The sequence below is a fragment of the Hydrogenobaculum sp. 3684 genome (genome assembly GCF_000213785.1).
In the GTDB taxonomy this organism is placed as follows: domain Bacteria; phylum Aquificota; class Aquificia; order Aquificales; family Aquificaceae; genus Hydrogenobaculum.
The window spans coordinates 487384-512752 of sequence record NC_015557.1 but is presented as its reverse complement, the minus strand read 5'-3'; the positions used below and the strand labels follow the sequence as shown (position 1 = coordinate 512752).

Sequence of the window (25369 nt, the reverse complement as noted above, 5' to 3'; positions counted from 1 at the left end):
ATGGAAAAGGAGATATTTGCGCTGGTGGGTTTTTGGGAAATTATACTTTCTATTTTTATGCAATGGCAAGCTTATACTATAAGCAATATCAAAACATTTTCTGTGCAGTCTTGGATTTTAGGTATCTTTTTGTTGTGGGCTGGGGTTTTTCACGGTTTTACAGCCCTCATTATACTAGCTTTACTGACAATTATAACAAGAGCTATAGCAATGCCTTTGTATTTGGGTAATACTATAAGAAAGCAAATATATAGAGCAAGGGAAAATAAACATAGGATTAGCACAGGTCTTTCTATACTTATATCTTTGCTTTTGGCTGTGTTTGGATACCTTGTATATTATTTGATTTTGGCCGGATATGGTCAATCTTTGGTTTCTATCCCTATTACCCTTATGCTTCAAGGTGCTTTTTTAATAGTCTCTCGTTCTAACGCTTATTCACAATTAATTGGTTATCTTGTGATGGAAAATTCTATGTTCTTGCTTTCTTTTCTCTTTAGTGAACTGCCTTTTATAGTAGAAGCTGGTATTATCTTGGATGTTTTGGGTGTTGTGGTGGTGGCCGGTCTTTTAATGAGGGTAAGGGATGAAGATATAGAAAAAGAGGAGGAACTTTTAGGATGATATATTTATTGCCTTCTATATCTGCAACGCTTGGTGCTATTTTAAGTTTTAGTCTTTTTAGAAGTAAGCACAAAGAAGCATCGGTTTTGGCTAGTTTTTTGGCTTTGGTGTTTTCAATCTTTCTATTGTTTGAGCCAGATAGATTTACCGCATTCTTTTATGTGGATAGCTTATCAAAGATTTTTCTGCTCATGATATCTTCTGTTTATCTTGGTGTAGTGATATTTTCAATAGGATATTTAGAACATTCTCATGGACATCTTGTAAAATCTTGTCAATATTTTTCACTCCTGGATATATTTGTTGGTATCATGCTTTTTAGTGTGACTTTAAACAATTTTGGTCTTTTTTGGGTTTCCATAGAGGCTACTACTTTTGCCACAGCTTTACTTGTGGCCTCAGAAAATGATATAGCAGCTCTTGAAGCAGCCTGGAGATACATCATGATAGTATCTGTGGGCCTTACAATTGGCCTTGTGGGGACGCTCTTTTTGTACTCATCAGCCCATACGTTATCTATAACAGATCTTTTAAGCCGACAAAATCAAGGTAGCTTGTTTTTCCTTAGCGGGATGTTGCTTGTGATAGGCTATGGGACAAAGATTGGTATTTTCCCTATGTATACATGGCTTCCGGACGCCCATGGGAAAGCTCCAGCTCCTATAAGTGCTATATTTAGCGCTGTTTTACTGCCTGTATCCTTGTATCCTTTGATAAGGTTTTTTGAAGTTTATCAAGATCCATCTTTATCAAAATTTGCATTTGTTTTAGGCTTTTTAAGCGTTATGACTGGTAGTATCATGACTTTAAATCAAAGGTTGTACAAAAGGCTGTTTGCCTATTCATCTGTTGAAAATATGGGTCTTTCGTTGATAGGCGTAAGTTTGGGCTCTTACGCTTTGTTTGGTACTATCGTTTTGATATTCACTCACGCTTTTGCCAAATCCGGCGTGTTTATGTTAACAGGCAACATGCTTCATGAACTTAAAACAAGAAAGATCGAAGATGTTAAAGGGCTTATTAAGATTATGCCGAAAACTGGTTTATTTTTGTTCTTTGGTGCGCTTGCGGTTACAGGCACACCACCTTTTGCCACATTTTTTGGTGAGCTTTTAATAGTATCAAAAACTATAAACTATTATGGTTGGATTGTAGGAGTTGCTTTATTTTTCTTTTTGATGTGTGGATTTTTGTTTATAAACTACAGGGTGATAAACATGGTATTTAACGATGAGACAAAACCAGTATCTTCTGCAAAAGAAAGTCCTTTTACCTTTGTACCGGTAATATTTATAACATTGGCTGCGTTTGTGATACTTATAGTTCCTATCTTTTATAGGTTTATTGAGGGAGTTATAAAATGAAAAGGCTTCTTGGTATAGTAAATATCGATGGCAAAGAGCAACTTTTTGTAAGCTCTGGAACATTTGTAGGTTTTGTGGATAGCTCTCAAAGTAAAGACTTTAAAGCTTACAATTGGCAAAAAGGTTTAATAAAAGCCAAAGAAACCAAAGATGAGCTTTTTAACTTTAGACTTGGACCTTCGGCTGGGGCATTGTTTGAGTCTGTGGTTTTTAATATATACACTTACGGAGAGAGAATGAAAGAGGTTTATATAGACAATACCTACAAGTCAAGATTTATAGAAAATAAGATGATAAACAAAGATATCTTTGAGGCTTTAAAACTATCAGAACAAATTTGTGCAAGCTTTTCCTTTTCTCATTCTTGTGCGTTTTCAAGGGCTGTGGAAGAGGCATTTGGTATAACACCAGACGATAACACAAAGATTATGAGGCTTATACTTCTTGAGGTGGAGCGTATATTTAACCATATATTTGTTATATCTCGTCTTAGCGGTGCTGCTGCCCAAAAGGTTTTTACAAATCATCTAATATATCTATTTGATGAAATACTTAGTTTAAACAAAACGTTTTTTGGAAGTAGATTTTTAAAAAATATAAACACTATTGGCACAATCAAAGGTATATCTAAAGATAAGATGGAAGAGTTTGTTAAAAAGCTTGATGACATAGTAAAAGAGTTTTCGAAGCTTTATCAGTTTTCTTTAAAAAGCTACAATTATTTAGATAGGTTGCACAACACAGGTATTTTGACAATGGAGGATTTTGAATCTATCAATTTTGATGGGCCAGCTCTTAAAGCCATAGGTGCATCTTTAGATACCAGAGTTTACGAAGAGCTGTTGGAGGGCTTTGATAGCATAGTGCATGAGGGCGGAGATTCTCTTTCAAGGATGATAGTAAGAGCTGAGGAAATCATGCAATCTATGGAACTTATAAAAAAGCTTTTCCAAAAGCTTAAAACATCAAACAACAAAACAAACATTAAAATTGAAAAGGATAATCAAAAAAGAACGGCAATTGGCTTTGCTGAGTCTCCAAGCGGTGCAATTTATTATTATATTGAGCTTTTAGGAGATAAAATTAAATACGTCTATATTTCAACGCCTTCCATGTTTTTGATAAAAGCGATGGAAGCATCTTTGGTGGGCCAAATTTTTACAGATTTTGCTTTTACGATAGACTCTTTTGGAGCCTTTTTCGCAGATGCGGCAAAATAGCGGAGGATAGATTATGTTGTTTTGGCCAATTTACGGACTTTCAAAAAGATACAGCAAAAGATACAAGTTTGACATTCCTTCTAAGCCCAGAAACCCTTTCAGAAGATCTTTGCATGTATTTGTGATTGATGCTGGATCTGATGTAGAACTCCTTTTAGAATTTTACAGCCTTATGTCTCCAAAATACAACATTCACAGGTACGGCATTTTCTTTGTAAATACGCCAAGACATGCGGATTTGTTGATTATCTTATCAAAACCCACAGAGAAAATGCTGCCGATAGTTAAAGAGGCTATAAATCAGATGCCAGAGCCTTTTGGAGTACTTCTTATAGAAAATGAAACTTTTGAAAACGGCGTTGATATTGACTTGCCAAACCTGGTGGGACGCTTGAAAGGAAATTTGGAAGCTGAGGAAATATTTAAAAAATTGGTGGAGATAGCCAAAAGGGGTTTGATATGTTAGCATTTGTACTAGCGATAATTTTTTTCCTTTTGGGAATGGTGTTTTCTTTTAATAGAACAATAAGTTATAGCTTTGGTGTTTTGGGTGCTATATCTGCAGTTGTGCTTGGCTTTGAAGGGTACAAAGATGGATTTTACCATCAATGGGATATATACAACAACGTTAGTTTAGGTATAAACATAGACAAAGTATCATCGTTTTTTATAATCATTGCTTACATATGCTTTGCTTTGATGGCTTTTTACTCTATAGACTTTGGTAAGCTTTTTAAAAAGTCTATGGCTTTTTTGATGAACTTTCTGATGCTTAGTATGCTTATTGTTTTTTGTGCAGCGGATTTTATAAGTTTTCTTATCGCTTTTAAATTTGTAACCATAATCCTTTTTTTCAGCATATTAGAAAGACCAAACACCCAAAAAGAGGGTTATATCTTTTTAGCTTTTTCTGAAGTCTCTTACGCTCTTTTGTTTGTGGGTTTTGCTGTAGTAATAGCTTCAAACGGTTTGTTTTTGTTTAAAGCTGGATACAACAACGTTTTGTTTGCGGTTTTTGCGTTTTTGGGATTTGTTATGAAAATGGACGGAGTTCCAACCCATATATGGGTTCCTTTGGTTTATCCTAAAGCCCCTTCAAACATAGCCGCCATTCTTTCTGTACCATTAACACTTATAGGAGCCTACGGTGTATTTAGGGTATTGGTTCTAAGCGATAATTATTCTTATGTATTGGGGATTTTGGCAATAATAATAGGTTCTATAAGTGCTTTTTGGGGTGCTTTACAGGCGGCCAGAGAAACCCATTTAAAAACACTACCGGCTTATTCTACTATAGAAAACAACGGCATGATACTAACAGCCGTTGGTCTGAGCGCACTTGCGAAATACAGCCATTTAACGGTGCTGTCAAAATTTTCCTACCTTACAGCGCTCATCATCATAATAGCTCATTCTTTATCAAAAACCACGATGTTTTTAACCATTGGGCATGCAAAAGAGATGCTTGGAAGAGATTCCATAGATGATGTAAGGGGTATTTTAAAGCACATTAGCAAACCCGCCGGTATAGGCTTACTTATATCCGGTTTATCTTTTAGTGCGGTGCCTCCGTTGGTGGGTTTTGTAGCAGAGTGGATGCTTCTTGAAAGCTTGTTTCAATCTTACAAGTTTTCTGATTTTCTATTGAAGTTTATAATCACTTTTGCCGGTATTTTGATAGCTCTTGCGATGGGACTTAGTTCTTTTAGTATGAAAAAGCTTGTGGGATTTTCTGATCTTGGTGAACTAAACTTTGAACTAAAAAGGTTTAAAGATTTTACAATGAAATGGGCAGAAAATATACTTAGTTTTCTTATTATAACAAGCGGTGTTTTATCGTTTTTAATAATAAAATATCTTGGATACGAAGAGTTCTTGGATGGGCTTTTAGGTGTCCCTAAACCTACGCTTATTGTCTCAAGTAGACCGATATTTGGTGTCATATCGCCTTTCATGTTTTTCATCGTGGTAGGATTTTTCTTGATAAGTTTGTTGATCATACTAAAAGCCCAAAACAAAAATGTAAAAACCACCATACCTTGGGTTGGAGGTTTACCTTTGAAAGAAAACGAGGTTTACAATACCAGAGGCTATTCTTTTATAGTGGAGTATGTGTTAAGAGGCATATATAGAACGAAAGAACTAAGAACCAGTGTCGAAACCTACGATATATCAAACGCTATATACGATTTCTTGGTACGCTTTTTCAAACGATTAAGCGCTATTGTGTCAAACATAATTATGAATGGTTATTTACATTATTACATTATTTATATCATAGCTATATTTGTCATAGCACTGATTGTTTTTAAACTTTGATTAATTGAGTAAGATCATTGAACTTATGTATGTGATTTTGTATAATGTTAGCCAAGGAGATGGCGTTCTCCTTGATGCTCATAAAAGCATCAAAACCGCCTCACATATAAGGCTAATAACGCCTACCTACTCTATATTTTGAGGAGGTGATGTGAACTACTTAGTGGTTCTTTTAGGTGGTGGTGTAGGTGCTTTGACCAGGTATCTGGTCTCTATTTTTATTCAGAAGTTTGTGCCAAACTTTCCTCTTGGTACAATGGTGATAAATACAACGGGAGCGTTTTTAATAGGGTTTTTAAGCATATACCTAACTGAGGTGATAGATGCTCCTCCAAACATAAGACTTCTTCTTATAACAGGCTTTCTTGGTGGATATACGACATTTTCTACATTTACATTAGAAGGCATAGGTCTTATAAACAATGCAGATTATCTCAAAGCTTTTTATTACATAGTGGGCACAAACGTAATTGGGTTTTTATTTGTGGCTCTTGGTAGATTTTTGGGAGGTTTGTTATGAAAGGGTATCTTCTTCAAATACTTATAGAGCATGGGATAAAGTATAAGGGTAAATCTTTGTGTAGTAGCATAGAGCATGTTTGTATGGAAAACGGTATTCACGGTGCAACGGTGTTTAGAGCTATAGAGGGTTATGGTAAATCCCATAAAATACATCATCATGGTTTATTTGAAAAGAATGAACCAGTAGCCATTGAAATCATAGACACAAAAGAGAATATAGAAAAAATATTACCTGTATTAAAAAATATACTTCAAGAGCTAAACACAGGTCTTATAACCCTTGAAGAGGTGGAGATAGTAAGATGAAGAAGCTAAGAATATACTACAAAGAGCAAGATAAAATAGGGCATAAAAATGTAAAAAATTATATCTATGGGCTTTTAGAAGAAATTGGTATAAAAGGCGCCACTATATACGAGTCAATTTATTCTTATGGGCCTTCTGGGCGGGTTTCAAACGAGTATATAGAGGTAGAATCTTACAATCCGGGTATGAAGATGGAGATAGTAGATGAAGATGAAAAAATAAACACTCTTGTAGACAGACTAAAAGACAAAAATATTCATATTGTTATATCAGATTGTGAGGTAGTGTATGGATAATATATTCCACAAGATAGGTAGTTTTATATCAAGGCAAGATTATTTTTTAAAGTGGTTTATACTTGGACTAATAAACGGTGTTATATCTGGACTTGGTGCTCTTTTCTTTTATTATAGTTTAAAGCTTTGTGAGTTTATATTTTTTAACAAAATCCTTCATTATCATATACCATCTCCCACTGGTGAGGAAACAAACAACCTTATTTTTAAGCCAGGATTGGTTTATCTATTACCCATTGTAATAGCTTTTGGTGGTTTTATAGCTGGATTCATAGTGTTTAAGTGGGCTCCGGAGGCTGAGGGACATGGTACCGATGCAGCAATAGATGCCTATCACAACAAAAAAGGTTTTATAAGAGATAGGGTAATTTTTATAAAGACCATAGCTTCTGCTATTACTATAGGATCTGGGGGTTCTGCTGGAAGAGAAGGTCCTACGGCGCTCATATCTGCAGGGATAGGCTCTTGGCTTGCAAGACTTTTGGGGCTCAGCGAAAAAGATAGGGAAAGGATGTTGGCCGTGGGTATAGGAGCAGGTATAGGTACTATCTTTAAAGCTCCCATAGGTGGTGCTATCTTAGGAGCTGAAATCCTTTATAAATCTGATTTACAAGCCGATATCATATTTCCTGGGCTTGTGGCTTCTGCTGTAGGATATTCTATATTTGGGAGTATCGTTGGTTTTGTGCCTGTGTTTGGGTATTATCTACAAAATTTTAACCCTCTAAGATTGCCCCTTTATATAATCTTAGGTATCGTGTGCGGAATCGTTGGGCGCATATATGCAAGAACATTTTATTATTTTAAAGATAATCTTTTTAAAAGCCTAAAAACAAACATATATTTAAAACCTGTCATAGGTATGTTTTTAACAGGTATTATAGGTATGGCTTTCCCGGAGGTTTTAGGAACTGGTTACGGTTGGCTTCAGGGTGCTATAGATACCAAGTTTAGTATGTTTAATACATACGGTATTCCTCTTTTTATATTCTTTGTTTTGTTGGCTTTTATAAAAATAATAGCCACATCTTTGACGGTAGGTTCTGGAGCTTCTGGGGGTGTGTTTGCACCGGGGCTTTTTATAGGTGGATTTTTAGGAGCGGGGCTTGGTATTGTTTACCATCAGCTTTTTCCGTCTTTGGTGAATACAAGTCATATAGGTGGTTTTGTAATAGTTGGTATGTTGGCTTTGTTTGGCGCTGCTGGTAAGGCTCCTGTGGCAGTGACTCTTATGGTTGTAGAGATGACTGGTAGTTATCAGCTTTTACCAGCTTGTATGTTGGCGGTGGCGGTAGCTTACCTGGTCTCTGGAGATTATTCTATATACAAATCCCAAGTAAAAACAAGAGAAGATTCTCCCGCTTACAAAAGCCTAGCTTAAAATTATAATAGGAGGGGGTAAGATGATAGAGTTTTCAAAAAGTAAAACAAAGATCGTATGTACCATAGGACCAGCTTCACAAGAGATTGAAACTCTTACAAAGATGATAGAAAATGGAATGAACATTGCAAGGATAAACTTTGCTCATGGGAGTTTTGAAGAGCACAAAAGCGTTGTAGAAAATATAAGAAAAGCCTCAAAAATAGTAGGCAAAGATGTAACGATAATGGGAGATTTACCGGGACCAAAGATAAGAATAGGGGATATCAAACCGATGGAGATTAAGAAAGGAGATATTCTCATCTTATCAGAAAAGCCCCAAGAAGGAGTAATACCAATAAATTTTAAGGATTTTAGTAAGTATGTGAAAGCAGGTGATAGTATATACATGAACGATGGTTTCGTAGAGCTAATGGTGGAGAAAGTAGAAGATGATAAGGTGTACGCTGTTAGCCTAAGTGCTGGTAAGATCTCTTCTCACAAAGGTGTAAATTTACCAAATGTAGACCTTCCGGTAAAAGCCATCGGTGATTATGAAAAAAGATGCATTGATTTTGCTAAAAAGATAGATATGGATGCTATAAGCGTATCCTTTGTAAAAGATCAATCAGATGTAATAGATGCAAAAGAGTATTGCAACACCATAGATTATCATCCTTTTATAATAGCTAAAATAGAAAGACCACAGGCTTTAAAAAATATAGATGAGATTTTAGAAGCCTCAGATGGTATCATGGTGGCAAGAGGGGATCTTGGCATAGAAACCCCTATAGAATGTATAGCTATGACCCAAAAACATATCATCAAAAAAGCCAACTTAGCTGGAAAACCTGTAATAACAGCTACCCAGATGCTTGAATCTATGGTAGAAAGCCCAAGACCCACAAGGGCAGAAGCCTCAGATGTTGCCAACGCCATATTGGATGGAACAGATTGCATTATGGTATCTGAAGAGTCTGCGATAGGAAAACAACCAGATTTGGTGGTATCTACGTTGGCAAATATAGCAGCGTGCGCTGAAAAAGAGTTTGACAAAAACCCTATTTACAAAGCTTTTTTACAAGAGCTATCAACTTTAAACACCTTAGAAGATATAATGGCATACAACGCTTTTAACATGGCAAAGCATATAAACGCATCTCTTATGATTGTACCCACCACCAGCGGTACTACAGCAAGGCGTATGAGCAAGTTTAAACTCCCTGTCTGGGTGCTTGGTATCACACGTGATGAAAGGGTGAAAAAACATTTGGGGTTCTCTTACGGGGTTTTTGGCTTTTACGATCAAAACCCTCCCACCGACAAATACAGTGTAAACGCTTGGAAAGAGTATATAAAAAACATCGTTGGAGATAATCTTTATAAAAGCCTACAAAACACTTACGCAGTGCTTCTTAGAGGACCTTCTAAAAGAAATAAAGACGTTGGTAACTCTTTGGAGGTTATAAAACTCTAATATTTATTAAGATGATCTTCTAAAAACTTTCTTAGTATGACGTTTTTATCAAAGTTATGATGCTTAAGACAATCTATAGCTTCTTTGTTTGATATAGACAAAAGGGCTTTAACGATAGCCATTAGCTCGTAGGTGTCTCTTTCTTCTGATAGCATACTACAAAGCTTAGGAACAGCTTTTTGATTTTTTCTTTTTTCTATTACTTCTATTACAAGCATTCTATTTTCTGGTGTTGGGTTATCAAGGCCATATAAGAGTTTTTCATCAAAATCAAGAGATGTAAAATGATAGATATCTTTCCCGCAATTGGGGCATATCCTTTCATCCCCTTTTAGTTCAGCCCAGCAATAAGGACAAAACCATTTCATTGCTTTATTCCTTTATCCATAGGTTCAATATGAATAATCATAGCTTATTTATTAACAGTTATAGGGCTAAGGAATTGTCTTTTTATAACAGGGTATTCATTAAGTACACCTTTAGAAAAAAGAATTTGAAAAAGATGATTGGAACCGGTTAGGAACGATACCGCAGAACCTATTAAGTAAAGGTCCCACATACGGAAGAACTCCTCGCCATTTTTTTTCACAACTTCTTCGGCATGCTTATAAAATCTTTTTCTCCACTCTTGAAGCGTCTTGTAATAATGGAGTCTCCAATCATCTATATCTATGAGGTTGAATTCTAACCCTTTGGTTGCTTCAATTATTTCGGTAAGTGCAGGTACATACCCTCCGGGAAATATGTATTTTCTTATCCACTTGCTCGGGCTTTCTGGTAAACCCTTTCCTATGGTGTGAAGAAGAAAAAGGCCTTTTTCTTCAATAGTATTGTGTACTATTTTAAAGAAGTCTTTATGTCTTCCTTTACCTACATGCTCAAACATACCTACCGAAACTATTTTGTTAAACTTCTCTCCAAGACGTGGTAGATCTTCATAGTGCATTAGATAAACTCTTGTTCTACTACTTAGTCCATTGTTTTCTATCTTTGATTTTATATAATCGTATTGGTTTTTTGAAACTGTTATACCTACAGTTTCTATGTTGTATAGTTTTGATGCTTCAAGAATTATGGCACCCCAACCACAGCCTATATCCAACAATTTATCCCCCTCGGTAAGTTGCAGTTTTTCATATATAATCTTCCTTTTTTCCTTTTGCGCCATCTCTAAGCTCTGATGTGCATCTGTAAAGAAAGCACAAGAATATGTCATAGAATCATCAAGCCAAAGCTTATAAAAGTCGTTGCCAAGATCGTAATGACTTCTTACTTCCTTTTCCTCAGTAAACTTCAGAAGTCCAATATATCTAAGAATATTTCTAAATAAACTATTTCTAAAATTTTTGTTTAGTTTATTTTCTTCAAGATAATTAAAGGAGGCCACTAAAAATCTCTCAATATCTCCATCTATCTCTATGGCTCCTTTCATGTATGCCTCTCCAAAGCCCATTTCAGGATCTTTTAGTATGTTTAATATAACATTCTTATCTTTGATTTTAACTTTGCAATTACCACTACCGAGAACTCTACCGTCTGGAAGCTCGACGCATAGTCCTTCTTCTAACCTTTTACCAATCTCCTGAATTAAAGATTCTAACATTTATAACCTCCTCCTTTTATTTTTCTTACATAAGATAAAGCCTCACTTGAGCCCATCAAAAATTTTTGCACTCGTCTTTTGCCTAAAATATTTATTATCATCATTCTACTTTCTATATTTCTTTATTCATAGGTTCAATATGTTCAATATGAAAATACCGCAGTAGTTTGATCTTAAATCTGGTAGAGCTTCTTTGGTTTCTGAAAAAGCGCCGTATTTGTCCTGGGTCATAAGTACAAACTCTTTTGCTTTTGAAATGTACTTTAATTCTCTGTTTAGAGCTTTTAAAAGCCAATAACCTGCATAAAGAGTTGAAATGTTTGTATATTTTAAGTTAGGGATTGGCACTATGCCTAAATCCTTGTCAAAATAAGGGTCTATATCTTTTTCTAAATTACCTGTTATAGCGTATATTAAAGAAACCGTTTTTATATCTGATTTATCTATAGAGCTTATAAAATGCTTGGTTTTTTCTTCAGAGTATCCTATATCGTAATATGCTGATATCCTTTTAAACATCAGTATCCTTAAAAGTTCTAAGTTTATATCTTCTAATTGTTTGGTTGATATCTCAAAGTGTAGCTCAACGCCTTTTCTATATGTTCTAGGATCTTCTTTTAAAAGCTCAATACATCTAATAGAATAATAATATTTTTCAAGTGTATCAGCCTCTAAAAATGAGTTTAGGATATACCTGATAGTTTTATCAGATATACTTTTACCAAACATTATAAGCGTTCTTATGGCATAGTAAGTATCGTAAATGTTTGTTTCTTCCAAATATATATGTCTATAAAACGAATACCCGCCATCGCTACAAAGCTTAGACATCACATATTCTACAGATTTTTCAATAGCTTTTTCCATCTTTATATACCCCTCCATATATTAATTGTAAAAGCTTCAATGTCGCCTACAAGCGCTGCGGGATAGTTCATAAAACCTCCTAAAATATCTCAGAGCTTGTAGGCGTTATCAGCCCCCTTTTGAAGGAGGCGGTTAAAGGAGAACGCCATCTCCTGGTGATTATATTTTACCATTAAAAGCATAAAACTACTATGAGAAAACTCATTGTATATATAAAAAATTTTTTATATAATAAATACTAACCTAAAAGGAGGTAATGTTTATGGAAGGCAAAAAGCTAAAAGACGTAAGCGAAGTAAAACAAACCCAAGAAGGTGTTAAAATAGATATAGTAGAAGATGTGGATCCAAGCAAAGTAGAGCAAATAGTGGAAAACTGCAAAGCAGGAAGATGTGAGTGTATGAGCAATGAAATGAAAGCCAAGGTTAGTTTTATGGATTTTAAGAAAGAAAACGGCAAGCTTAGCATAGAGATAAAAGGCGATGTGACAGAAGAGGATATAAAAGCTTCTATGGAAAAATCCAAAGTAATAGTAAAATGACAAAAGAAGAGCTAAGGCGCATATTTTATGCGCTTTCTGATGATATAAGGCTTGAGATAATAAGTGTGTTACTAAAAGAAGAAGAGATATGCGTATGTAGTTTCATGAAGCATTTTAACATATCTCAGCCAAATATCTCTTTTCATCTTAGGATTTTAAAAGATGCTTCTTTACTAAAAGCCAGAAAACAAGGCAAATGGGTTTATTATTCAATAAACAAAGAAAACCAAGTTTTGGAGCTTTTAAAAGATGTTATAATAGAATCTATAAATGTTGATATGTTGCATGGCATACTTGTAGAGGATTTATCTTGTAGCATAGAGGAGGGGCCAAGATCATGAACATAGCTTTTATATGTGTGGGAAACTCTTGTAGAAGCCAAATGGCAGAGGGCTATGCAAAGCATTTTTTAAAGGATTTAAAATCCAAACACAACATATACTCCGCTGGGATGAACCCAAAAGATCAAATACATCCTTTGGCCATAGAGGTAATGAAAGAAGATGGGATAGATATAAGTTCTCAATATCCAAAAGCCTTGGAAGATATACCTCTAAAAGACCTTGATATATATATCACACTATGCGGTGAAGAGGCTTGCCCAAACATACCAGGAGTTAAACATCTTCACTGGGGTTTAGAAGACCCAGCCAAAACAAACGATATAAACGTTTTTAGAAGCGTTAGAGACATCATAAAACAAAAGGTAAAAGATTTTTTGTATGAACTTGAAACTTAAAATTTTTATATCTGGTCTTATCTTAAGTGTAAACGGGTTTTCTTTGAGCCTAAAAGAGGCTATAGATCTTAGTTTAAAGCACAATACCTTTATCCAAAAAGCCAAAAACAACGTCTATATAAAAGAACAAGAGCACAAAAAAGCCATAGTGTCAAAACTTGGTGAGGTAGATATAAACGCCGATACATCAAAATTTAACACTCCAAGGCTTCTCATACCCTTTGTACCAAAGCTTCCGCTTTCACCAAGCTCAATACCACCAAGCGCTTACAATTTGACTACGCTGTCTTTATCTTATACAATCCCTTTGTTTACTGGTTTTAAGCTTTTAGAAAATATAAAAATATCTGATTTAGCAAGCAATATAGCAAAGTACAACTATAAACTTACTAAAAGGCAAATCGTTTTCAACGTTTATTCTATATATATAAACGGCATTATCCTAAAAAAAGATCTCATGGCTCAGCAGCAAAGGCTAAAAGCCTTAGAAAAGCTTTATCAAGATGTGTCTTTGGGAGTAAAGCTTGGAAAGTTTGCACCGGTGGATTTGATGAAAGTCCAATATGAGTTAGCTCTAACCAAAGCCAGTATAAAATCCATAAGAGACGATATAAACTCTGTAAAAGCATCTTTAAACACGCTAACAGGTTTAAAATCCATAGATTGGCATTTTGAACCTATCAAGTACAAAGAAGAACATTTTGGAAATTTAGAACAACTTATAAATATAGCCCTAAAAAACAGATATGAGTTAAAAGTGGCAAAAGAAAACGAATATATTGCCAAAAGAAAGCTTTTCTTAGCTAAGAGCTCGTATCTACCAAATATTTATTTTAACTACACATATTCAAAAATCATAGGTGGTGGTGCCGAAGAGCCTCAATGGAGTTATAACCTTATGGCATCTGTGCCAATATTTGATTTTGGGAAAAGGTATTTTGATATACTATCAACTCACAAAGAATACCTAAATACAAAAAAAGACTACGATCAAACCGCCCTTGATATAAGAAAAGAGGTGGTAGATGCTTATTCAAAATTAAATTCCGCAAAAGAAAACCTAAGAGCTTCTCAAAAAGCGCTTGCTTACGCAGAAGAGGTGATGAAGATAGAAGAACTAAAGTATAAAACTGGTGCTGGGGATATGTATGATACTCTTTTGGCGATAGCAAACTGCTACAACACACTTGCAGATATGTATAAAAATCAATATACCCTTTATCTCATGCAAAAATATATGGATTACGTGTTAGGAGAGAAGTTATGAAAGCTAAAGCAGTTGGTATTGTTATAGCTATTCTTGTGATAGTTTTAGCTATTTACGCTTTTATAGAAAGGAAAGAGTATATAGAAGATGAAGAAGCGGCAAAGGCATATCCCATCGTATTAAAAACGGCAACGACACAAGAGGGAACAATAGCTGATAAAGAAACATTTTTGGGTAAATTTGAACCCAAAAACGAGGCAAGTATAGCATCGAGAGTGAGTGCTTATATCCTCTATGTGGCTAAAGAAGGCACAAAGGTTAAAAAAGGAGATTTGTTGGTAAAATTAGACGACTCAAATATAGTTTCTAATATAAACGCTTTAAGAAATAACCAAGCATCCATAGCTTTTCAACAAGAGGCTTTAAAAAGGAATTTAGAAGCTTTAAAAACCAAATATATAAACCAAAAAAAGATATATGAAAGAGACACGGTGCTTTATCATCACGATGCCATATCAGAAGAGGCTTTTGAAAAATCCCAAGATCTATATCAAGAGGCAAAGTCCCAATATGAGGCTACTATAAATCAAATAGAAGGGCTCTCACAGACAATGATGGGCATTGGCAATCAAATAAAGGCTTTAGAAGATGATCTAAAGTATACAACCATTGTAGCTCCTTTTGATGGTGTGGTATCAAAGCGCTATTTAAAAGAGGGGAATTTGGCTATACCCGGAAAACCAATCCTTGATTTGGAAGGCACCGATGGTAAATATGAGGTTTATGTGGATGTGCCACAAGACTTTGTAAATTATGTAAAAGTAGGTGATGTAGAAACCATAAAACTAAATGGAAAAACTCAAAATGCCACAGTAGAAACTATCATACCAAAAGCCCAAAACAATATGGTAAGCATAAAACTATATTTAGATCAAAACACCATAGGTGCAATCCCAGATATGTATGTGAAGACAGAGCTTACAAAAGGCCAGTGTAGCGCTACTCTTATACCAAAAAATGCAGTGAATCATACATCAAAAGGCTATTATGCTCTTGAGATAATAAACAACAAGGTCCACTGGGCAGCTTTTACACCAATTGCAAGAAACGACGAGTATTTTTGTACAAAAGATATACCTCCAAATGTAAGACTTGGTATAGCAAATAGATCTGAGATGCTATCCATCCAAGAAGGACAAAAAGTCCTAACAGAGGGCTCAAAATGATAAACTACTATATAAAAAAGCCTCACGCAGTTTTTGCCATTCTTATAGTTGCCATTTTTCTTGGGATCATTGGATATTTTGAACTCCCAAGGGATTTGTTTCCACCTTCCAATAGGCCTCAAGTGGCAGTGGTTACCATAGAACCCGGTGCTTCTGCTAAATATGTAGCCGATCACGTTAGTTCTGTGATAGAAAGAGAGCTTTATACTATAGATGGAGTAAGAAGGGTGTTTTCTGCTTCTCAGGATGGGCTTTCTGTGGTCACTGCAGAGTTTCATTACGGTAAAAGCATAGGCCAAGCAGAAACAGACGTGGCAAACTCTATCACAAAGATAAGAAGCTTACTTCCTTCAGATATCCAAGAACCAGCCATATATCCCATCACCTCTTACACCCCACCGGTGGTAGTATTAGGCGTATGGCCTAAAAAGGGTACAAACTTATCTCTTGCAGACGTAAGGTATATAGCGGATAACTATCTAAAACCCTCTCTTCTTAGAACAGGTGTCGTGTCAAACGTAGATGTGTTTGGGGGTTATCAAAAAGAGATAGATGTAGAAATAGACCCTATAAAGCTCGCCTCTTATCATCTAAGCGTTTCAGATGTTATAGATGCTGTTAAGTTTGCCAACAAAGATGTACCTATGGGTATTATATTAAACAAAAACTCCCAATATGTATTTAAGCTAAAAACTGAAGCCAAGAGCTTAAATCAAATTAAAAACATATACATAACACCCAATATAGCCCTAAAAGATATCGCCACCGTCAAATACGCTATCCAAGACCCAAGATCCATGTATAGAGCAAATGGGCATCAGGCTATAGCCTTAGCTATACAAAGGCCTTACGGAGGAGCTGCTCTTACCACTATAGATGCGGTTTATAAGCTTTTGCCAAAATTAAGAAACGAGTTCCCAGAACTAAACATACAAGTAGCTGATTCTCAAAAAAGACTAATAGAGTTATCAAACGACAACATGTTTGAAGCTCTAAGAGATGCAATTATATTTACATCTTTGGTGATATTTATATTCTTAGCAGATCTTAGGATGACCTTGATCTCTGCTATGTCAATACCTTTTGTTTACGCTGGTACCATAGGTATTATGTGGATACTGGGTATGGAGTTTGACTTAGTTACCCTTACAGCTATAATCCTTGCACTTGGCATGCTTGTAGATGATGCTATAGTTATACTTGAAAATATAGAAAGGCATTATGTAGAGCTTAATAAAAGCCCAATACAAGCGGCGATCGATGGTACCAAAGAGGTTATGCTTGTGGTGTTTGCCGGGACTTTGGCTACATCTATAGTGCTTTTGCCACTTTTGTTTGTAGGAAGCTATCCTGAACGTATATTTAGACCTTTAGCTGGAACGCTTATAATAGCAGTGCTTGTTTCTTATATTGTTTCTATAACGTTTATACCTATTGTTAGTGTTAGGTTTTTAAAATCTGAAGGTAAAAAACTACCCTTTGAGACATTTATAAACAACGTTGTAGAAAAGATACTGAACCCTCTTAAGAGCTTTTATATAAGCTGGAACGCTCTTATGATAAACAACAAAATAGCTATGAGGGTTTTCATGATTTTGGGGGTGCTTCTTTTTGTCATAAGCCTGAGGGATATCTTGCCTTTAGAAGGAAGAGATCTTATGCCGCCTATGGATACTGGTATTGCTATAGCAAAAGTAACATTTTATCCAAACACATCTATATACAAAGTAGATGAAGAAACCGCCAAGATAGAAAAATACATATATAGCTTAAAATCAGACGGCAGATACGTTACAAAAACCACATCCATAGCCATAGGTACAGAGCCAGGTGTTTTTACAGTGGGTGGTGGTACGCCTTACCAAGCTTCAATGACTATTCATTTTATAAATCGCTTCAAAAGGACAAAAACTTTGTGGCAACTTGAAGATGAGATAAGAAATTTTATACATACGCTTCCGGATGTTGAGTATGCGGATGTTTATGATTATGGTGCTACAGCAGTTTCTTCTATAACCGCTAACCTCGATGTAACACTTTTTAGCCCATCTTTGAGCGCTCTAAACGAAGCGGGTAATGAGATTATGAAAGTACTTGCCCATACCAAAGGTCTAAAATCCTACTCGAGATCTTGGGATATGAACGCTTTGGAATATGATTTTAAGATAGATAAGCAAAAATGTGCATTTTATCACACTACTCCTTTTGCCGTAGCATCGCAGGTAGCTCAGGGGCTTAGCGGTTTGGTTTCATCTGTTTTCACAATACCAAATCAAACTGGATATCTCATAAGGGTTATATCCTATCCTCAAGATAGGGACAAGCTTTTTAAGTTTAAAACTTACCCTATCAAAACACCGGATGGATTTATACCATTGGAAGCTTTTGGGCATTTTGTAGTAAGTCATCAACCCACCGTTATCACAAGACAAGCTATGGAGTATACCATTGATCTTTATGGTTATAGATCTACATATCCAATCACTCATATAATGGATAGTTTTGACAGAGAATTTAAGAAACTACACATAAAACTCCCACCAGATGTAAAAATGGAACAAACTGGAGATATATCCATGATGAGCGATTCTATGGGTAGGATGGCAAAAGCCATAGGTATAGGCATAGTGCTTCTTTATCTGGTGCTTGTGCCTGTGTTTGGTTCTTGGAGGTCCCCTCTTGCTATCATACTTGCGATACCCCTTGGTGCAATAGGTGGGGCTTGGGCTTTGCTTATAATGGATAAACACGGCTCATTGCCAGCTATTATGGGTTTTGTGCTTTTAGGAAGCATAATAGTTAAAAACTCAATACTTCTTATAGATTTTATCCAAGAGCGTCAAAAAGAGGGCATGGATTTAAAACAAGCCATATCAGAAAGTATAAGACTAAGAACAAGACCTGTTTTGATGACAGCCTTTGGTACAGCAGTGGGTATGATACCAATAGCCTTAGAATGGGCTATAGGACTTGAAAGACTTGCTCCTTTGGCGGCAGTGGCTATAGGTGGACTTCTTTTAGGTACATTTTTAAGCTTGGTTTATGTACCAACGTTTTATTATTTACTTTCTAAAAAAGGACAAAACAATGAAACCTAAAGTATATATCATTCCGGCTATATCCATGTTGTTTTCAATACTTGCCTTGTTTGAGGCTTTTACAAAGAGTATAAGACATGATGTTATAAATTACATCAAGGTGTCATCTTACGATACGGGATATCTGTTTTTGCTTTTGTATGTGATACCTGTTTTACTTATTTTTATTCATATTAAAAGCCTAAAAGGAAAAACCAACAAGTTTTACCCAATGGGTATACTATACAGTATGGTGGGGCTTGTACTTAGTATCTTGGTAAGTGTTAGAAAAGCCGATGTTTTTTTTGATTTTGTAGTAAAATACCATCCTTACATATACATATTTCCCATTTTTGCGATAGCGATATTTTTGAGGAAAGTGAACAAAAAGCTGTTTTTAGCAGTACTCTTGTTGGATGTTGTCTATACTTTGCTTTTAATAAAATATTTACCAATACACCATTTACATGTAAATTTTTCTTCCACTTATACAAGAATGGCATTTACCTATCTTATACTTGTATTTTTACATATAATAGCTTACAATAAACTCAAATGGACAGAAAGCAGGCAATTGACATAATTTATTTTATAATAAAATTTAGCATATCTATTTTTGCTATCCTAAATCCCTTTGGTGCTTTGCCGGTGCTTGTAAGCCTCACAAAAGGCTATGCAAAAGAGGACTTGTCTTATGTGGTTAAAACATCTTCCATATACGCTGGTCTTACTTTGATATTTTTTGTGTTGTTTGGCGATCTTTTGTTTGAAATATTTGGTATAGGTCTTGGGGCTTTTCAAATAGGCGGTGGTATCATACTATCGTTTGTATCTGTAAATATGATATTTGGCCAGCCCCATAGAGAAAGAGCTTCCCATCAAGAACTTGAAGAGGCTGAACAAAAAGAAAATATAGCCATAGTACCCATAGCAATACCCCTCTTGGCAGGACCCGGTGCTATTAGTACTGTTATAACAATAGCGTCCTCTTACCGTAGCGTATTTTACCATGTCTTGTTGATTTTGAGTATTTTAGTGGCCTGTATAGGAGTGTTTTTAGTTTTTAAAAGCGTAGACAAAATAGTCAAAATACTTGGTAAAATTGGTATAAACATATTATCAAGACTTATGGGGATACTTCTGATGTCTTTGGCTATGCAGTTTATTATAAAAGGAATACAGTTAGCGTTTCCTACTTTAGGAAAGTAAAATTTTAATGATATAATATTTTTATGAAAAGGTTATCATCGCTTGAAAAGATTCAGTATACTAACATACTATCTATAGTAATATTTGCTATATCTTTGATAGTAGAGATTTACCAATATGGTTTGTTTGATATAGCAAGGGTTTTAAATATTTTTAACTTCTTAGCAGCATGGTTTATTTTTGTAAATATAAGGAAAGTCCAATCGTTTATAAAAGATGCATCTATGGTACTAAAAAAGCTTCTGATGGCGATCTCACAGATAGAATACACTTTCAGGATGCCGGTGAACTTGAGCTCTTAAGAGAAAGCGTTAACAATTTACTAAATCAAATAGAAAGCTTTATCGTAGATTTAACAAATATAATAAAAGCTGCTTCCACTAAAAATACAAATATAACAATGAACGAATCTATATTTAAGGGAAGTTTTTTAGAAGTAGCCAAAAGTTTTAAAGAGCTTTTAAATTTAATAGAAGAAAACGAAAGATTTATGGAAAGAGCAAACTTTTCTCAAGAACTTTCTAGAATAGGTGGAGGGATATCTTCTAACCTAAAGTTAATAGAAAAAGATATAAAAAATATTTTTACAAAGCTAAACGTTATAAAAGAACAAAGCGTACAAACCTCTCAGCTATCAAATAACGCCACTAAAGATGTAGAGGATGTGGTAAAGGATTTAGAAAATATTTTAGAAGATATCAAAAGTTCTAACGAGTCTATTCAAACGCTTATATCAAAAACGGAGAATATTACAAAGATTTTAACAACTATAAGAGAAATAGCCGATCAAACCAATATGCTGTCTTTAAATGCTGAGATAGAAGCAGCTCGTGCTGGTGAACAGAAGTGGAGAAATGTTTGAATATACTGATAAAATTGTAGAAAATGAAGAAAAAGAATTGCTTATTCGTGAACAAATTTAATAGCTTTTTATATAAAAATACGTTATATTATTATATATGCTAACAGAAGAGCAATTGAATGAACTTAAAAGTATGCTAATAGAGCAAAAAAATATGATAATAGAAAGACTCGAAAAACAAATAGACGACGTGGAAGATGTCATTTTTTCAGGTGGGGATGAGTTAGACAGGGGAGGTCTTGAAGGTTCTAGGCTTTTACGATATAGAACCACTGATAGAGAAACAAAGCTACTTAAAAAGATAGAATATACGCTGGCTAAGATAGATAACGGTACTTACGGGTATTGTGAAGTATGCGGAGCAGAAATACCTTACGAAAGATTGAAAGCAAGACCCGTCACAAGTATGTGCATAAGATGCAAAGAGTTAGAAGAGGAGAACGAAGATGGATAATTGGATGTTTCCGCGTATTAAAAGTTTACCGCCGTATGTGTTCGCTGTGGTAAACGAGTTAAAAACAAATATGAGAAAAAACAATGAGGATGTTATAGACTTGGGTATGGGAAACCCAGATTTGCCCCCAAATCAAGAAGTTATAGAAAAACTTTGTGAGACTGCCAAAAAACCAAATGTGCATGGTTATTCAGCGTCAAAAGGCATACCAGGTCTAAGAAGGGCGATAGCGAGTTTTTATAAAAAAAGATACGGTGTAGATTTAGACAAAGATAGAGAAGTTGTAATGACAATGGGGGCAAAAGAAGGTTATTCCCATCTTATGCTTGCTATGTTATCACCAGGAGACAGCATTGTAGTAAGCAATCCCACATACCCTATACACTACTATGCACCCATTATAAGTGGAGGCAATGTCATAAGCATAAATATAGAAGAGCCAGATTCAGAAGATTTTGAAAACAAATACCTTGAAAATCTTTTTAATTTAGTTAAAAATAGCCTCAAAAAACCAGTGGCCATAGTGCTTAGCTTTCCTCACAATCCCACAACGGCTACTGTTAGCCTTGAATTTTTTAAAGAAGTTGTAGCTTTTGCAAAATCAAAAGGTATATGGCTCATACACGATTTTGCTTATGCTGATCTTGGTTTTGATGGATACAATCCTCCTTCTATTCTTCAAGTGGAAGGAGCCAAAGATATAGCTGTGGAACTTTATTCGATGTCTAAGGGCTTTTCAATGGCTGGTTGGCGTGTAGCTTTTATGGTAGGCAACGAAATACTTGTCAAGAACCTTGTTCATCTTAAAAGCTATTTAGACTATGGTCTTTTCACACCAATTCAAGTGGCTTCTATAAAAGCGTTGGATGGAGATTACTCTTTTGTAGAAAAAAATAGGGATATTTATAAGAAAAGAAGGGATGTATTGGTAAAAGGTCTAAACGATATGGGATGGCATGTAAAACCGCCAAAAGCTGGTATGTTTGTCTGGGCTAAAATACCTTCTTCTATTAATATGAATTCTTTGGATTTTTCTATGTATCTTTTAAAAGAAGCTAAAGTGGCTGTCTCTCCCGGTGTGGGTTTTGGTGAGATGGGAGAAGGATATGTTAGGTTTGCTTTAGTAGAAAATGAAAAGCGTATAAGACAAGCCATTAAAAATATGAAAAAAGTCTTAAGTCATCAGCTTAAACTTAGTGCATAATATATGTATATAGTCCAAATACCGCCTGCTGAGGCATGGACACACTATAATGGCGGGATAGAAATACCTCAGCCCAAGCCGATATGTTGGGTTTGGTTTTAATGGTAATGTTATGCTTGTAAACTCTGTTAAAAATGTAAAACCAGAAGATGTAAAAGTTTTCCTAATAGAAGGGACTTCTTTGGAGCTTTTAGAAAAACATATTAAAAATTTTAAAAGCTTGAAACCGACTATAGAAAAAACAATGGAAGTGGAGAGATTTAAAGGTAAAAAAGGAGAATTTATTAAACTTATAGATCCTATTACTTATATATATTCTTTAGGAGAGCCGGATAAAATTACAGAAGACGTGTATAGAGAAGTGGCAGCAAAAGCAAGCGCAAAACTAAAAAAAGATAAGATATCTAAAGCTGTGTTAATAGCTGATACAAAATATTCAAGAGCTATTACAGAGGGGCTACTATTAGGAAACTATGATTTTGATAAGTACAGAACCAAAGACAAAGAAGAAAAGTTTGAGATAGAAGCTGTCAACATATTAAACGGTGATCAAAAGGATATAAATATCGGTAGTATAGTAGCCGATGCTCAAATTTTTTCAAGAAACCTTGTAAACGAACCAGGATGTGTTATAAATCCGATAACGCTTGCTAATATAGCAAAAGAAGAGTGTGAAAAAGTTGGTTTAGAAGTCCATGTATACGATGAAAAATGGATTCAAGAGCAAGGTATGAACGGTCTTTGGATGGTGGGCAAAGGCTCAGAAACACCTCCAAGGTTTATACACATAATATATAAACCTAAGAAAAATAAGAAAAATAGAAAGAAACTTGCTATAGTGGGTAAAGGGCTTACCTTTGATAGCGGTGGGTTAAATATAAAAACTGGTGATTATATGAGAACTATGAAGTTAGACAAATCTGGGGCTTGTAATACAATAGCTATTATGAGAGCTATAGCAAAGCTTGAACCAGATGTTGAAGTGCATGGGTTCATAGGAGCAGCTGAAAATATGCCAGATGGCAAAGCTTATAGGCCAGATGATATAATAGTGTTTAGAAACGGTAAAACCGCTGAGATAGACAATACAGACGCAGAGGGTAGAGTAACACTGGCAGATGTATTATCTTATGCTTCTGAACAAAAACCTGATGTCATAATAGATATGGCTACCCTTACTGGTGCTTGTGTTGTAGCGCTTGGTGAATTTACTGCAGGGCTTTTTGTAAATGACCAAGATTTAGGGAATACGCTTTTAGAGCTTTCCAAAAAAACCGGTGAAAGGTTGTGGCAACTGCCATTAGACGATGATAACCTAAGAGAGAAGATAAAATCTCCTGTGGCGGATATTAAAAACACAGGTGGAAGATACGGCGGTGCTATAACGGCTGCTATGTTCTTGCAAGAGTTTATTGGAGAAGGTATAAAATGGGCTCACCTTGATATAGCAGGACCAGCTTTCACAGAAAAAGAATACAAATATTATTCAAAGGGCGGTACAGGTTTTGGCGTGAGAACACTTATTGACTATGTATTAAATACAAAATGATTGTAATAGTAGGAAACGGCCCTGCGGCAGTTAGCGCCGTAGAGGCTATAAGAAAAGTAGATAAAGATATACCAATAAGGCTTTTTTCCGCCGAGAGTTTTCCAGCTTATGCTCCAAATTGTATGGAAAACGTAATTAGAGAAGATATTGGCGAAGAGGCTCTTTTTTTTAAAGGTGGCTTCGAGTTTTATAAAAAAAATAACGTTGATATCCTTTTAGAGACTCCAATAGTAGAAATAGATCCAGATGCTAAAAGCCTAAAAACCAAAAGCGGTGAGACATATAAATACGATAAGTGTCTTGTGGCTATAGGTACCTATTCCTTTATACCTCCTATAGAAGGTGTAGATTTAGAAGGTGTGTTTAGTGCTAAAAGTTTACCAGATGTTCATAAAATAAAAGATTACCTAAAAAGAAACGATGTTAAAAACATCGTTATCATAGGAGCAGGTCCAATAGGCGTAGAAGATGCCCAGACACTTTTACATATGGGATACAGAGTGCATGTTATAGAGATATTTGATAGAATACTTCCAAGAATGCTGGATCATCAAATGTCTTACATTTATCAACAAGCTTTGGAAAAAGATGGTATAAATTTTTATACTGGGCATCAGGTAATAGCCATTCAAGGAAAAGATGGAAAAGTAAAGTCTGTGTTGGTAAAAAAGCTCTCAAACGACAATAGCTTTGAAATACATGCCGATATGATAATAATGTCTGTGGGAGTAAGACCAAGCATAAATATAGTTAAAAATGTAGAAATACACAAAGAAAACGGAAGAATTGTAGGTGGTATACTTACAAATGAGTATCAAGAAACATCTGCAAAAGACTTGTACGCTGCAGGTGATATATGTTCGAGTGTTGATATATGGGGTCGCCATAGGTGGATAGCTCTTTTTCCTGCTGCTGTGCAAGAGGGTTACGTGGCTGGGTTTAACATGGCTGGTAAAAAGGTCATAAACACTGGAAGCGTTGATTACAATGCTGTTAAAACAAAAAAAGTAACGGCTGGCTCTGGCGGTCTTTTTGAAGATGCCGAGAGATCTTTTACGTTTGAAAAAGACGGGGTGTTTTTTAAGATTTTCATAAAAGATGATTTGGTATATGGATATCAATTTGTAGGTTATAAAAGCCCAATAAAGCTAAACCCAAAAAATAGATTTTTACCTTCAAAAGAAATAAAAATGGGTGGTATTGGCTTAGAATCTTCAGGTGTTTTAATGCATCACTTTATGAGAACAAAAAAACCGCTTACCAAGTTTGATATAGAGTCTATGAAGATGGGTAATTTAAGGGCTCTTTCAAATCCAGCTCAAGATATACCTCTTTGGGTATAG

The 25369-nt window shown here is 35.3% G+C and carries 27 protein-coding genes and 2 riboswitches; of the genes, 24 read left to right on the top strand and 3 right to left on the bottom strand.

The genetic code is table 11. The annotated features are described in order from the left end of the window. The 10 genes from HYD3684_RS02895 (at position 1) to pyk (ending at position 9488) form a co-directional block, all read left to right on the top strand. Positions 1-624, top strand: a complete 624-nt coding sequence (locus HYD3684_RS02895) for a hydrogenase 4 membrane component (E) (protein WP_015419195.1) — start codon at positions 1-3, stop codon at positions 622-624. Continuing rightward, positions 621-1988, top strand: a complete 1368-nt coding sequence (locus tag HYD3684_RS02890; protein ID WP_015419194.1) for a proton-conducting transporter membrane subunit — start codon at positions 621-623, stop codon at positions 1986-1988. The genes HYD3684_RS02895 and HYD3684_RS02890 overlap by 4 nt, the downstream gene beginning before the upstream one ends. Beyond that, positions 1985-3208: a Ni,Fe-hydrogenase III large subunit gene (locus tag HYD3684_RS02885; protein WP_015419193.1), complete on the top strand. Its 1224-nt coding sequence runs from the start codon at positions 1985-1987 to the stop codon at positions 3206-3208. Before HYD3684_RS02890 ends, HYD3684_RS02885 begins: the two co-directional genes overlap by 4 nt. Before the next feature lie 13 nt (positions 3209-3221). After that, on the top strand, positions 3222-3674 hold the full coding sequence (locus tag HYD3684_RS02880; RefSeq protein ID WP_015419192.1) for a hypothetical protein: 453 nt from the start codon (positions 3222-3224) through the stop codon (positions 3672-3674). Further along, on the top strand, positions 3668-5527 hold the full coding sequence (locus tag HYD3684_RS02875; RefSeq protein WP_015419191.1) for a proton-conducting transporter membrane subunit: 1860 nt from the start codon (positions 3668-3670) through the stop codon (positions 5525-5527). Before HYD3684_RS02880 ends, HYD3684_RS02875 begins: the two co-directional genes overlap by 7 nt. A gap of 46 nt (positions 5528-5573) precedes the next feature. Next, a riboswitch (Fluoride riboswitch) is annotated at positions 5574-5659 on the top strand. 19 nt (positions 5660-5678) lie between these two features. Next, entirely contained in the window at positions 5679-6047 is a 369-nt protein-coding gene (gene crcB / locus HYD3684_RS02870; protein ID WP_015419190.1) for a fluoride efflux transporter CrcB, read from the top strand. Next, complete coding sequence (locus HYD3684_RS02865; protein ID WP_015419189.1) at positions 6044-6355, top strand: DUF190 domain-containing protein; 312 nt, start codon at positions 6044-6046, stop codon at positions 6353-6355. The genes crcB and HYD3684_RS02865 overlap by 4 nt, the downstream gene beginning before the upstream one ends. Further along, positions 6352-6651, top strand: coding sequence for a DUF190 domain-containing protein (locus HYD3684_RS02860; protein ID WP_015419188.1), 300 nt, complete (start codon positions 6352-6354; stop codon positions 6649-6651). Before HYD3684_RS02865 ends, HYD3684_RS02860 begins: the two co-directional genes overlap by 4 nt. Next, complete coding sequence (locus HYD3684_RS02855; RefSeq protein ID WP_015419187.1) at positions 6644-8032, top strand: chloride channel protein; 1389 nt, start codon at positions 6644-6646, stop codon at positions 8030-8032. The genes HYD3684_RS02860 and HYD3684_RS02855 overlap by 8 nt, the downstream gene beginning before the upstream one ends. 22 nt (positions 8033-8054) lie before the next feature. Then, positions 8055-9488, top strand: a complete 1434-nt coding sequence (pyk, locus tag HYD3684_RS02850; RefSeq protein ID WP_015419186.1) for a pyruvate kinase — start codon at positions 8055-8057, stop codon at positions 9486-9488. Here the strand turns inward: pyk and HYD3684_RS02845 are convergent. From HYD3684_RS02845 to HYD3684_RS02835, 3 genes are all read right to left on the bottom strand, one after another. Beyond that, entirely contained in the window at positions 9485-9856 is a 372-nt protein-coding gene (locus tag HYD3684_RS02845) for a HEAT repeat domain-containing protein (protein ID WP_015419185.1), read from the bottom strand. The two genes, pyk and HYD3684_RS02845, sit on opposite strands and share 4 nt — an antisense overlap. Positions 9857-9900: 44 nt before the next feature. Continuing rightward, complete coding sequence (locus HYD3684_RS02840) at positions 9901-11091, bottom strand: class I SAM-dependent methyltransferase (RefSeq protein WP_015419184.1); 1191 nt, start codon at positions 11089-11091, stop codon at positions 9901-9903. 126 nt (positions 11092-11217) lie between these two features. Continuing rightward, entirely contained in the window at positions 11218-11958 is a 741-nt protein-coding gene (locus HYD3684_RS02835) for a prenyltransferase/squalene oxidase repeat-containing protein (RefSeq protein ID WP_015419183.1), read from the bottom strand. Positions 11959-12050: 92 nt separating this feature from the next. Next, a riboswitch (Fluoride riboswitch) is annotated at positions 12051-12120 on the bottom strand. A 100-nt stretch (positions 12121-12220) separates the two neighbouring features. On the opposite strand from HYD3684_RS02835, the gene HYD3684_RS02830 reads away from it, so the two are divergent. The 14 genes from HYD3684_RS02830 (at position 12221) to HYD3684_RS02770 (ending at position 25369) form a co-directional block, all read left to right on the top strand. After that, on the top strand, positions 12221-12499 hold the full coding sequence (locus tag HYD3684_RS02830) for a hypothetical protein (protein ID WP_015419182.1): 279 nt from the start codon (positions 12221-12223) through the stop codon (positions 12497-12499). Next, positions 12496-12840, top strand: a complete 345-nt coding sequence (locus HYD3684_RS02825) for a metalloregulator ArsR/SmtB family transcription factor (protein WP_015419181.1) — start codon at positions 12496-12498, stop codon at positions 12838-12840. Before HYD3684_RS02830 ends, HYD3684_RS02825 begins: the two co-directional genes overlap by 4 nt. Further along, positions 12837-13238, top strand: coding sequence for an arsenate reductase ArsC (locus HYD3684_RS02820; RefSeq protein WP_015419180.1), 402 nt, complete (start codon positions 12837-12839; stop codon positions 13236-13238). Before HYD3684_RS02825 ends, HYD3684_RS02820 begins: the two co-directional genes overlap by 4 nt. Further along, positions 13222-14505, top strand: a complete 1284-nt coding sequence (locus HYD3684_RS02815) for a TolC family protein (protein WP_015419179.1) — start codon at positions 13222-13224, stop codon at positions 14503-14505. Before HYD3684_RS02820 ends, HYD3684_RS02815 begins: the two co-directional genes overlap by 17 nt. After that, complete coding sequence (locus HYD3684_RS02810) at positions 14502-15671, top strand: efflux RND transporter periplasmic adaptor subunit (protein ID WP_015419178.1); 1170 nt, start codon at positions 14502-14504, stop codon at positions 15669-15671. The genes HYD3684_RS02815 and HYD3684_RS02810 overlap by 4 nt, the downstream gene beginning before the upstream one ends. After that, complete coding sequence (locus HYD3684_RS02805; protein ID WP_015419177.1) at positions 15668-18769, top strand: efflux RND transporter permease subunit; 3102 nt, start codon at positions 15668-15670, stop codon at positions 18767-18769. The genes HYD3684_RS02810 and HYD3684_RS02805 overlap by 4 nt, the downstream gene beginning before the upstream one ends. Continuing rightward, on the top strand, positions 18759-19331 hold the full coding sequence (locus HYD3684_RS02800; protein WP_015419176.1) for a hypothetical protein: 573 nt from the start codon (positions 18759-18761) through the stop codon (positions 19329-19331). Before HYD3684_RS02805 ends, HYD3684_RS02800 begins: the two co-directional genes overlap by 11 nt. Next, positions 19304-19957 carry a MarC family protein gene (locus HYD3684_RS02795; protein ID WP_015419175.1) on the top strand — a complete coding sequence of 218 codons (654 nt, stop codon included), beginning with the start codon at positions 19304-19306 and terminating at the stop codon, positions 19955-19957. The genes HYD3684_RS02800 and HYD3684_RS02795 overlap by 28 nt, the downstream gene beginning before the upstream one ends. 23 nt (positions 19958-19980) lie before the next feature. Then, the gene (locus HYD3684_RS08370; RefSeq protein ID WP_158305776.1) at positions 19981-20259 is read left to right on the top strand and encodes a hypothetical protein; all 279 of its coding nucleotides are present in this window, start codon (positions 19981-19983) and stop codon (positions 20257-20259) included. 98 nt (positions 20260-20357) lie between these two features. Further along, complete coding sequence (locus tag HYD3684_RS02790) at positions 20358-20819, top strand: methyl-accepting chemotaxis protein (RefSeq protein WP_158305775.1); 462 nt, start codon at positions 20358-20360, stop codon at positions 20817-20819. A gap of 97 nt (positions 20820-20916) precedes the next feature. After that, on the top strand, positions 20917-21273 hold the full coding sequence (locus HYD3684_RS02785; protein ID WP_015419174.1) for a TraR/DksA C4-type zinc finger protein: 357 nt from the start codon (positions 20917-20919) through the stop codon (positions 21271-21273). Further along, positions 21266-22477, top strand: coding sequence for an aminotransferase class I/II-fold pyridoxal phosphate-dependent enzyme (locus HYD3684_RS02780; protein ID WP_015419173.1), 1212 nt, complete (start codon positions 21266-21268; stop codon positions 22475-22477). Before HYD3684_RS02785 ends, HYD3684_RS02780 begins: the two co-directional genes overlap by 8 nt. A gap of 112 nt (positions 22478-22589) precedes the next feature. Beyond that, a complete protein-coding gene (locus HYD3684_RS02775) occupies positions 22590-24026 on the top strand; it encodes a leucyl aminopeptidase (protein ID WP_015419172.1) in 1437 nt (478 codons plus the stop codon). Further along, positions 24023-25369: an FAD-dependent oxidoreductase gene (locus HYD3684_RS02770; RefSeq protein WP_015419171.1), complete on the top strand. Its 1347-nt coding sequence runs from the start codon at positions 24023-24025 to the stop codon at positions 25367-25369. The genes HYD3684_RS02775 and HYD3684_RS02770 overlap by 4 nt, the downstream gene beginning before the upstream one ends.

Bases quoted from the DNA above. Each gene is read 5' to 3' on its own strand.
- HYD3684_RS08370 (WP_158305776.1), top strand. From the start codon at position 19,981: ATGAAAAGGTTATCATCGCTTGAAAAGATTCAGTATACTAACATACTA.
- HYD3684_RS02825 (WP_015419181.1), top strand. From the start codon at position 12,496: ATGACAAAAGAAGAGCTAAGGCGCATATTTTATGCGCTTTCTGATGAT.
- HYD3684_RS02835 (WP_015419183.1), bottom strand. From the start codon at position 11,958: ATGGAAAAAGCTATTGAAAAATCTGTAGAATATGTGATGTCTAAGCTT.
- pyk (WP_015419186.1), top strand. From the start codon at position 8,055: ATGATAGAGTTTTCAAAAAGTAAAACAAAGATCGTATGTACCATAGGA.
- HYD3684_RS02840 (WP_015419184.1), bottom strand. From the start codon at position 11,091: ATGTTAGAATCTTTAATTCAGGAGATTGGTAAAAGGTTAGAAGAAGGA.
- HYD3684_RS02845 (WP_015419185.1), bottom strand. From the start codon at position 9,856: ATGAAATGGTTTTGTCCTTATTGCTGGGCTGAACTAAAAGGGGATGAA.
- HYD3684_RS02875 (WP_015419191.1), top strand. From the start codon at position 3,668: ATGTTAGCATTTGTACTAGCGATAATTTTTTTCCTTTTGGGAATGGTG.
- HYD3684_RS02790 (WP_158305775.1), top strand. From the start codon at position 20,358: ATGAACGAATCTATATTTAAGGGAAGTTTTTTAGAAGTAGCCAAAAGT.
- HYD3684_RS02815 (WP_015419179.1), top strand. From the start codon at position 13,222: ATGAACTTGAAACTTAAAATTTTTATATCTGGTCTTATCTTAAGTGTA.
- HYD3684_RS02855 (WP_015419187.1), top strand. From the start codon at position 6,644: ATGGATAATATATTCCACAAGATAGGTAGTTTTATATCAAGGCAAGAT.
- HYD3684_RS02890 (WP_015419194.1), top strand. From the start codon at position 621: ATGATATATTTATTGCCTTCTATATCTGCAACGCTTGGTGCTATTTTA.
- HYD3684_RS02780 (WP_015419173.1), top strand. From the start codon at position 21,266: ATGGATAATTGGATGTTTCCGCGTATTAAAAGTTTACCGCCGTATGTG.
- HYD3684_RS02800 (WP_015419176.1), top strand. From the start codon at position 18,759: ATGAAACCTAAAGTATATATCATTCCGGCTATATCCATGTTGTTTTCA.
- HYD3684_RS02860 (WP_015419188.1), top strand. From the start codon at position 6,352: ATGAAGAAGCTAAGAATATACTACAAAGAGCAAGATAAAATAGGGCAT.
- HYD3684_RS02785 (WP_015419174.1), top strand. From the start codon at position 20,917: ATGCTAACAGAAGAGCAATTGAATGAACTTAAAAGTATGCTAATAGAG.
- HYD3684_RS02830 (WP_015419182.1), top strand. From the start codon at position 12,221: ATGGAAGGCAAAAAGCTAAAAGACGTAAGCGAAGTAAAACAAACCCAA.
- HYD3684_RS02885 (WP_015419193.1), top strand. From the start codon at position 1,985: ATGAAAAGGCTTCTTGGTATAGTAAATATCGATGGCAAAGAGCAACTT.
- HYD3684_RS02805 (WP_015419177.1), top strand. From the start codon at position 15,668: ATGATAAACTACTATATAAAAAAGCCTCACGCAGTTTTTGCCATTCTT.
- HYD3684_RS02895 (WP_015419195.1), top strand. From the start codon at position 1: ATGGAAAAGGAGATATTTGCGCTGGTGGGTTTTTGGGAAATTATACTT.
- HYD3684_RS02775 (WP_015419172.1), top strand. From the start codon at position 22,590: ATGCTTGTAAACTCTGTTAAAAATGTAAAACCAGAAGATGTAAAAGTT.
- HYD3684_RS02820 (WP_015419180.1), top strand. From the start codon at position 12,837: ATGAACATAGCTTTTATATGTGTGGGAAACTCTTGTAGAAGCCAAATG.
- HYD3684_RS02810 (WP_015419178.1), top strand. From the start codon at position 14,502: ATGAAAGCTAAAGCAGTTGGTATTGTTATAGCTATTCTTGTGATAGTT.
- HYD3684_RS02795 (WP_015419175.1), top strand. From the start codon at position 19,304: ATGGACAGAAAGCAGGCAATTGACATAATTTATTTTATAATAAAATTT.
- HYD3684_RS02865 (WP_015419189.1), top strand. From the start codon at position 6,044: ATGAAAGGGTATCTTCTTCAAATACTTATAGAGCATGGGATAAAGTAT.
- HYD3684_RS02880 (WP_015419192.1), top strand. From the start codon at position 3,222: ATGTTGTTTTGGCCAATTTACGGACTTTCAAAAAGATACAGCAAAAGA.
- HYD3684_RS02770 (WP_015419171.1), top strand. From the start codon at position 24,023: ATGATTGTAATAGTAGGAAACGGCCCTGCGGCAGTTAGCGCCGTAGAG.